The following is an 8,673-nucleotide window of genomic DNA, read 5'->3' as shown; positions in this document are numbered from 1 at the left end:
TCGGTACCCGGAACGCCGTCGGCGGCGGGGTGGGCCGGGTCGGGGCCGCCGGGGCGTCGCCGGAGCCGGTGCCGAGAGGCGCCCAGCCGGACGGCGCGCCCTCCCCGGCCTCCTCGGTGAGCTGGCGCTCGACCTCCTCGCGGACCTGGCGCTGCTTCTCGGCGCGCGCGAGCGACTCGTCGCGCTGACGGCCGCGCAGCTCGCGGTCGAGCCGCAGGACGTCGGCCTCGGCCGTCGCCTTGCGACGCCGCTGGTCCTCCTCCTCGGCGAGCTTGGCGGCGAGCTCGGCGCGCTTGCGGACCGACACCGGCAACGCGTCGCGCAGCCGGGACCGGATCGCGGCCTGGATGTCGGCGCGGTCCTCGGAGGCGTCGATGACGAGGTAGCGGTGCGGCTCCCGGCGGGCGAGGTCGAGGAAGCGCTCCCGGACCCGCTCGTGGAACGCGTCCGACTCGGCCTCGATCGCGTCGTCCCCCTCGGAGCGCTCGAGGTCGCGGCGGCGGCGGACCTTGGAGATCTGCGGCGGCAGGTCGAGCAGGACCGTGAGGTCGGGGACGAGGCCCGCGGTCGCCCAGCGGGACAGCCGCGCGACGTCGTCCGGGTCGAGCTCGCGGCCGGCGCCCTGGTAGGCGACCGAGGAGTCGACGTACCGGTCGGTCACGACGACGGCGCCGCGCTCGAGCGCCGGCCGGATGACCGTCTCGACGTGGTGCGCGCGGTCCGCGGCGAACAGCAGGGCCTCGGCACGGGCACCGACGGTGTGCTCGTGCCCGAGGAGGACGTCGCGCAGCCGGACGCCGACCGGCGTCGCCCCCGGCTCGCGGGTGAGGACGATCTCGTGGCCCTGCTCGTCGCGCAGCCACTGGCCGAGCAGCTTGGACTGCGTCGACTTGCCGGCGCCGTCCCCGCCCTCGAGCGCGATGAAGTAGCCGGGCGCCGTCCGGCGCGGCGGGCGCGGCCCCTCGGCGCGCGCCGACCAGGCCCGCCGCAGGTCGGCCCCGAGCCGGGTGCCGCGACGGTCGTCCATCTGCCGGAACGAGACGACACCCATCGAGAGGGCCAGCAGGCCGGCGCCGAAGAAGACGAAGGCCGCCCCGTTGTACGTCAGCTCGAAGGAGTCGGTGAAGGTGAAGGTGTGCTGCCCGACCGGGGCCGCGATCGCCGGGCCGGCCGCGAGCACGAGGACGAGGACGACCCGGGCCGCCGACTGGAGGAAGCCGAAGGTCCGGCCGCGGACCTCGTCGTCCACCTCGAGCCCGAGCAGCGTGTAGCCGGTGACCCAGGCGACGCCGCCGCAGGCGCCGAGCGCCGTCGTGAACAGCGCCGCCATGACGATGTTCGGCACGAGCGCCAGGAGCAGCAGGAACACCCCGGCCGAGGTGAGCGCGAGCCCGAAGAGCCGGCGGCGGGAGAAGTCGACGAGCAGCCGCGGGCCGGTCCACATGCCGAGCGCGAGGCCGACGAACACCGCGCCGAAGAGCACGCCGAAGCCGGGCTGGCCGGCGCCGAGGTCGGTGACGAAGGTCTGGGCGAGCCCGACGACGAACCCGGCGGCCCCGAAGGCGCCGAGCATGCCGAGGACGAGGCCGCGCACGACCGGCGTCGAGCCGACGAACTTCCAGCCGTCGACGATGAGCCGCAGGACGCTCGCCGACGGCCCCGCCGGCACGGCCCGCGGGGGGATCTCCAGGCGCCAGATGACGAGCCCGGAGACGAGGAACGTCAGCGCGTTGAACCACAGCGCGAGGTCGACCGGGTTCGCGACGAGCCGCGGCACCCAGTTGTCGAGGATGCCCGTGAGCAGGGCGAGGCCGGAGTAGACGAGCGCCGCGACGGGCGCGCTGCCGTAGGTGGCGACGAGGCTGATCTGGTTCGCCGCCTCGAGCCGCTTGCGGGGCACGAGGTTCGGGACGGTCGCGTCCTTGGCGGGCATCCAGAACAGCGCGACGCACTCGATGAGCACGGTCGCGACGTAGAGCCAGGTCAGGGTGCCGACGAGCGGGATCGAGGCGAAGAGCACGAACCGGAGCAGGTCACCGAGGACGAGCGTCCAGCGCCGGTTCAGCTTGTCGGCGAGGGCACCGGCGATCGGGCCGAAGACGACGGCGGGCGCGAGCCGGAGGATGAAGACGCCCGCGATGGCGAAGTTCTCGGCGGTGTAGGACCCGCTCGCGAGGTTCTTGGCGAGGGCGGCCGTCGCGAGCAGGCCGAGCCAGTCGCCGAAGCTCGACAGCCCGAGCGCCATCCAGAGCCGGCGGAACGGCGTGATCCGCAGGACGGCTGCGACGTCGTGGTCGGGGGCGGTGTCCCGGTCGTCGGCGTCCTGGGGGCCGAGGCGGGCGGCGGACGGCGCACCCGCGGCCGGCCCGTCGGTGACCGCCACGGCGCCGGCCCCGTCGGGGGCCGAGGGCGGCGCGGGCGTGGGGGAGCCGTCGTCGGGCTGGGGAGCGTCCGTGTGCCGTGCCACCGGGTCAGGGTAGCCGCGGGATGTGACACCACGTCACGCCCGAGAGGTCACCATTCCCAGCCGCGGGACCCCAGGTGGGCCTCCGCGACGACGCGGCGTAGCGGCCCGGTGTCAGGCAGTTCCTCCGGGGCGACCTGGGCCAGCCGGCAGGCCTCGTCGAGCAGCCCGTCGTACGCCAGGCGCAGCGCCCGCAGGTGGTGCGCCTTGGCGAAGCGGACGTCGTCCGCCTCGACCTCGCGCAGCGCCCGGCAGACCCGCGTCAGCGCGGCCTGAACCTCGAGCACGCGGAAGGGGTCGACGTCCCCGCCACCACGACGGACCCATGTGATCATCGGCGACCCCACGCAGCCGGCACCACCCGTCCCGCCACGGTAACCCGGGGGCCGGACGACGCGACAGCCCGCGCGGGTCACGCGCGGGCTGTCTGCGGGCCGGCACGGGTCGGGCTACTTCGCCGCGGCCGCCGTCTTCTTGGCCGCGGTCTTCTTCGCCGCCGCCTTCTTCGCGGTCGCCTTCTTGGCGGTCGTCTTCTTCGCGACCGCCTTCTTGGCCGGGGCCGACTCCCCCGCCGCCGTCTTCTTCGCGGCGGCCTTCTTGGCCGGGGCCTTCTTCGCCGGACGGCGCCCGGTCGACGGCCCCTTGGCCCGCTTCTCGGCGAGCAGCTCGGCGGCGCGCTCCAGGGTCACCGTCTCGACCTCGTCACCCTTGCGCAGCGTCGCGTTCGACGTGCCGTCGGTGACGTACGGGCCGAAGCGGCCCTCCTTGACGACGATCGGCCCGCCGGACACCGGGTCCGGGCCGAGCTCGCGCAGCGGCGGCGCGGCGGCGGCCCGGCCGCGCTGCTTGGGCTGCGCGTAGATCGCCAGCGCCTCCTCGAGCGTCACGTCGAAGATCTGGTCCTCGGCCGTGAGCGACCGCGAGTCCGTGCCCTTCTTGAGGTAGGGCCCGTACCGGCCGTTCTGCGCGGTGATCTCCTCGCCCGACTCCGGGTCGGTGCCGACGAGCCGGGGCAGCGAGAGCAGCCGCAGCGCCTCGTCGAGGGCGACCGTCTGCAGGTCCATCGACTTGAAGAGGCTGCCCGTGCGGGGCTTGGCGTTCTTCGGGGCGTCGTCCCCGAGCACCTCGGTGACGTAGGGGCCGAACCGGCCGGCCCGCGCGACGATCTCGCGCCCGGTCGCCGGGTCGGTGCCGAGCACCCGGTCGCCGTCGCCGGACGTCTCGAGCAGCTCGAGCGCCTTGGCGACGGTGAGCTCGTCGGGCGCGACGTCGTCCGGCACGCTCGCGCGGCGCGGCTCGCCGCCCTCCTCGGTGGCCGGGGCCTCGATGTAGGGGCCGTAGCGGCCGACCCGCAGCACGACGCCCTCGCCGAGGACGACCGTGTTGATGTCGCGCGCGTCGATGTCGCCGAGGTTGTCGACGAGCGGCTTGAGGCCGCCGTCGAACTTCGTGGCGTCGCCGCCGTCCGGACCGGCGCCGGCGGACGACGTCCCGAGACCGTCGGCACCGCCGGGGCCGAAGTAGAACCGTGACAGCCACGCGGCCCGGTCCTCGTCGCCCGCGGCGATCCGGTCGAGGTCGGCCTCCATGGAGGCGGTGAAGTCGTAGTCGACGAGCCGGCCGAAGTGGTCCTCGAGCAGCCGGGTCACGGCGAACGCGAGCCACGTCGGGACCAGGGCGCTGCCCTTGCTCGTCACGTAGCCGCGGTCCTGGACGACCGAGATCGTCGCGGCGTACGTCGACGGCCGGCCGATCCCGCGCTCCTCGAGCGCCTTGACCAGGCTGGCCTCGGTGTAGCGCGGCGGCGGCGAGGTCTCGTGGCCGTCCGCGGTGAGGTCGCGGACGTCGAGCCCGTCGCCGACCGCGAGCGCGGGCAGCCGGCGCTCGTCGTTCTGCGCCTCGGTGTTGCGGTCCTCGTCGCGGCCCTCCTCGTACGCGGCGAGGAAGCCGCGGAAGGTGATGACCGTGCCGGACGCCGCGAACTCGGCCTCCCGGACGACGCGACCCTGGGCGGGGACGCCGTCCAGCACCGGGGCGGGCAGGGTCACCGACCCCGACGGGACCGGCACCCCGATCCGCACGGACGCGGTCGAGCCGCGCGCGTCGGACATCTGCGAGGCGACCGTGCGCTTCCAGATGAGCTCGTAGAGGCGGAACTCGTCGCCGCGCAGCTCGCCGGCGACCTGGGCGGGGGTCTTGAAGGAGTCCCCGGCCGGGCGGATCGCCTCGTGGGCCTCCTGCGCGTTCTTCGCCTTGCTCGCGTAGACCCGGGGCCGCTCGGGGACGTAGTCGGCGCCGTACAGCTCGGTCGCCTGCCGGCGGGCGGCCGTGACCGCCTCGACCGACAGGTTCGTCGAGTCGGTACGCATGTAGGTGATGTAGCCGTTCTCGTACAGCCCCTGCGCGACGCGCATGGTCTGCCGGGTCGACATCCGGAGCTTGCGGCCGGCCTCCTGCTGGAGGGTGGACGTCGTGAACGGCGCCGCGGGCTTGCGGGTGTACGGCTTCTCGTCGACGTTGCGGACGACGGACCCGGCGCCATCGATCGCCGCGACGAGCGCGCGGGTCGCGGCCTCGTCGAGGTGGGCGACCGCGGCGTTCGCGGCGGCGGCCGTCAGCCGGCCGCGGTCGTCGAAGTCCCGGCCGGTGGCGACCCGGGTGCCGTCGAGCGCCACGAGCTTGGCGCCGAAGGCACTGTCGGACGGCGGTGCGAAGACCCCGGTGACGTCCCAGTACGACGCGGACCGGAACGCCATCCGCTCACGCTCGCGCTCGACGACGAGGCGGGTCGCGACGGACTGGACGCGGCCGGCGGACAGCCCGGCGCGGACCTTGCGCCACAGGACCGGCGAGACCTCGTAGCCGTAGAGCCGGTCGAGGATGCGCCGGGTCTCCTGGGCGTCGACGAGACGCTCGTCGAGGGCCCGGGTGTCGGCGAGCGCCCGCTGGATCGCCTCGCGGGTGATCTCGTGGAAGACCATCCGGCGGACGGGGACCTTCGGCTCGAGCACCTGGAGCAGGTGCCACGCGATGGCCTCGCCCTCGCGGTCCTCGTCCGTCGCGAGGAAGAGCTCGTCGGCGTCCTTGAGCATCCGCTTGAGCTCGGAGACCTTCTTCTTCTTGTCGGCGTCGACGACGTAGTACGGCTCGAACCCGTGCTCGACGTCCACGGCGAACTTGCCGAAGGGCCCCTTCTTGAGCTCGGCGGGCAGCTCGCTCGGCTGGGGCAGGTCGCGGATGTGGCCGACGCTCGCCTCGACGTCGAAGCCCGCGCCGAGGTACTCGGCGATCTTGCGAGCCTTGCTGGGCGACTCGACGATGACGAGCCGTCGCCCGCTGGGCGCCTTGCTGGTGGCCACGCGCTACCTCTCGTTCCGGGTGCCTCGCCGCATGTCGTGGGCGGGATGCGTCCTCGCCCGGGCCCCGTCGGCTACGCCCCGATCGCCCGTTGCAGCACACGACGGTAACCCCGCCGGGGCCGTGCACAAGCATCGAGGTCGTTGCGGAGGCCGCCATGAATCACCCTTCCGCCGAGCACGAAGGGTTACCTTTTTGGACAATTGCGACTTTTTGCTGGCTATTTTGGCAACTCTTTGTTAGCGAGGAACTCCTGTGGGCAACGATGTTCCGGCAGCAGGGAGCCCGCCGCTCACGCACAGTTCACGGCGGGGCGTGCTAGCGCGTAACCTCGGGTCTGCATTGTCGTGGCGTCGCCACCGTCGTCGGCGCAGCAACACGGCTGAGCAGCACCACAGCTCCATAAATACGCACCATGCAGTGAACGAACGAAGTCCGTCGCACGCAGTCCGTCACGTACGAGTGTCACGAAACGTCTCGTCAGGTCCGCCCGACCCGTCGGCCGTCGCAGCGCTGCGGAGCCCGGCACACGGTCGCACTCCCCAGGGTCGGTCAGCCGAGGGTCTTCGACCGGACATGCCGTCTCTGGCCAGGGAGGATCACGGTGCCGCGACACGGAACGGCCATCGCCGAGGCCGCCAGTCCGCCGGAGCCCGTCCCCGCACCGTCGTCGCGACCCGTCGCGCGCTCGCGCGGGCTGTCGGGCTGGCCCATCCGCCGCAAGCTCGCGGCGCTCGTGGCCCCTCCGCTCGTCATCATCCTCGCGGCCGGTGCCCTGCTCGCGTTCAGCGCGTTCGGCAACCTGCAGGACGCCCGCCGCGCCCAGGCGATCTCCCAGGCCATCGTGCTGTCGGGCGAGGCCACCCTCGCGCTGCAGGAGGAGATCAACCAGGCCATCGTCGGTGCCTCGATCGGCGCCGACGGCAACGGGCCGGACAAGAACAGCCTCGCGCGGCTCGACACGCTCATCGCCAAGACCGACGACGCCCGCACCGCGCTGCTCACCTCGCTGGAGTCCCCGCCCGCGGGCGGCTGGTCCGCCGACGCGACGCTCGCCGGCAAGGAGATCCAGGACAGCACCGTCGACCTCGCCCAGGCCCGCAAGGACGCCAAGAGCAACCGGAACTACAGCTTCGCCGACACGGCCTACCAGCGGGCGCTGCGCGTCCACCTCGGCCTGACGAACTCCCTCGCCCGTGACCTGACGACCGCGACCGCGGACACCCGCCTGGCCTCCGCCGCGACGACGATCTCGGCGATGTCCGGCCTCGCGGACGCCGCGTCGTCCGAGCGCACCGAGGGCGCCGTCCTGCTCGCGAAGGCCCCGGTCGTGCCGGGCGACAAGATCTCCGCCCAGTCGCTCGGGAACTACCTGAACTACATCCAGACCCAGACGATCCAGGCGAACATCGCCCAGCGGTTCGCCACGGCGAACGCCATCGAGCTGCTCAACACGGCGCAGAGCACGGACGCGGACACGATCGAGCGGTACCGCCGCGACATCGTCAACCTCAGCACGGCCATCGACCCCCGCGAGGACTTCCGGGTCGGCAAGGCGATCGAGTTCTCCGAGGTCGCCGGCCAGCGCGTCCAGCGCATCGACAACGCCCTGACCCGGATGGCCGACGACACGAACGCCATCGCCGAGGACGTCGCCCGTACCGCCCTGCTGCGCACCGCGCTCGTCGTCGGCATCGCGCTGGCCATGCTCGTCATCGGCATCCTGCTCGCCGCCGCGATCTCCAAGACCGTCACGGTGCCGCTGCGCCGGCTGCGCTCGGCCGCCGTCGAGGCCGCGACGGTCCGGCTGCCGGCCGCCGTCCGCCAGATCGAGCGGCAGGGCCCGGACGCCGTCCCGGCACTGCCGCCCGTCCTCCCGCCGGGCACCGCGGCCGGTCCCGAGACGCTCGAGGTCGCCGCGGCCGTCGACGGTCTGACGACCGAGGCGCTGCGGCTGGCGACCGCCCAGGTGCGGCTGCGGCAGGCCATCGACGAGGCGTTCGTCTCGATGTCCCGCCGCTCCCAGTCCATGGTCGAGAAGCAGCTGTCGATCATCGACGAGCTGGAGAGCACCGAGGAGGACCCGGACCAGCTCCGCAACCTCTTCCGCCTCGACCACCTCGCGGCGCGGATGCGCCGCTACAACGACAACCTCCTCGTGCTCGCCGGCTCGACCGTGCGCACGCGCAGCGCCGCGCCGGTGCCGGTCGCGGACATCTTCCGCGCCGCGACGAGCGAGATGGAGCAGTACGAGCGGGTCCGGCTGCAGCCGATCAGCGGCACCGCGATCGCAGGCCCCGCCGCCGGCGGCCTCATCCACCTGCTCGCCGAGCTCCTCGACAACGCGGCGATGTACTCGCCGCCGACGAGCCCGATCCTGCTCACGGCGCAGTTCATGCCGGACGGCGGCCTGCACCTCGAGGTCACCGACTCCGGCGTCGGCATCCCGCCGAACGAGCTCGCCGAGCTCAACGCGCGCCTCAACACCCCGGGCACGCTCGACGCCCAGGTGCCGTCCCGGATGGGTCTGTTCGTCGTCGCCCGCCTCGCCCAGCGCGGCGGGCTCCGGGTCCGGCTGTCGCCGCGGGCCAACGCCGCGGGCACCGTCGCCGAGGTCATCGTGCCGCCGGCCCTCGTCGCGGGCGGTCCCGCCGGCGAGAGCCAGCCGTCCGCCTTCGGCGACATCCCGGCCGCACCGGCCGGCCCTGCCGGCCCCGGCGTCGTCGGCCCCGCCGGCAGCAACGGCTTCGGCGGCCTCGGCCCGGCGGCCTCGCCGTTCCCGGTGCCGTCCCCGTCGTCCGAGCCGACCCGGCAGTCCTCGCGGGGGTCGATGGCCGTGCTGAGGTTGACGA

4 protein-coding genes are annotated in these 8,673 nt (G+C 73.7%); 1 reads left to right on the top strand and 3 read right to left on the bottom strand.

Annotation, left to right across the window (positions count from 1 at the left end):
• The 3 genes from tmk to topA form a co-directional block, all read right to left on the bottom strand.
• Positions 1 to 2,467 (bottom strand): dTMP kinase (tmk, locus tag ECOMGDLI_RS02385; protein ID WP_233153276.1); only part of this gene is annotated, 2,467 nt, incomplete at its 3' end.
• 47 nt (positions 2,468 to 2,514) lie between these two features.
• On the bottom strand, positions 2,515 to 2,799 hold the full coding sequence (locus ECOMGDLI_RS02380; protein WP_143447460.1) for a hypothetical protein: 285 nt from the start codon (positions 2,797 to 2,799) through the stop codon (positions 2,515 to 2,517).
• A 114-nt stretch (positions 2,800 to 2,913) separates the two neighbouring features.
• Positions 2,914 to 5,823, bottom strand: a complete 2,910-nt coding sequence (topA, locus tag ECOMGDLI_RS02375; RefSeq protein ID WP_088313238.1) for a type I DNA topoisomerase — start codon at positions 5,821 to 5,823, stop codon at positions 2,914 to 2,916.
• A gap of 602 nt (positions 5,824 to 6,425) precedes the next feature.
• On the opposite strand from topA, the gene ECOMGDLI_RS02370 reads away from it, so the two are divergent.
• Positions 6,426 to 8,673, top strand: a 2,248-nt coding sequence (locus tag ECOMGDLI_RS02370) for an ATP-binding protein (RefSeq protein ID WP_233153275.1), incomplete at its 3' end; no start/stop codon positions are given.

The sequence above is a fragment of the Kineosporia sp. R_H_3 genome (assembly GCF_002198675.1).
GTDB lineage: Bacteria > Actinomycetota > Actinomycetes > Actinomycetales > Kineosporiaceae > R-H-3.
Note: the sequence above shows the minus strand (reverse complement) of the source record. Positions and strands in the feature narration are given on the sequence as shown.